Source organism: uncultured Ruegeria sp. (genome assembly GCF_947497005.1).
Classification (GTDB): domain Bacteria; phylum Pseudomonadota; class Alphaproteobacteria; order Rhodobacterales; family Rhodobacteraceae; genus Ruegeria.
Genome location: NZ_CANMFF010000077.1, coordinates 1 through 238, shown reverse-complemented (window position 1 = coordinate 238; position 238 = coordinate 1). Strand labels below are relative to the sequence as shown.

Below are 238 nucleotides of genomic sequence, written 5' to 3'. Positions count from 1 at the left end.
GCACGCGGCTGACGGCGGTCTGACCTGCGTCTGTCAGGCGGTCATTTCGAGAGCGTAACCGTCCCAGAGGCCGAAAGCATCGATTCTGGCGTGACGGTATGAGACGGTGGAGAGTTAATAGCGGCGGGGTCGAAAAACGGTGGCGATCTGGTCGTGAGCGGCTAGGGTCAGGACCCATTAATTTGGTTGCCGCCATCTCGACCGCATGATTCAAGCCCCTGAAGATCAGGGAGCGCAC

1 pseudogene is annotated in these 238 nt (G+C 59.7%); it reads right to left on the bottom strand.

Going from position 1 to position 238, the window contains the following annotated elements:
• Window positions 1-33: 33 nt before the first annotated feature.
• A pseudogene (locus tag Q0816_RS25975) lies at window positions 34-165 on the bottom strand (IS6 family transposase); the annotation flags it as partial.
• Between the last annotated feature and the right edge of the window lie 73 nt (window positions 166-238).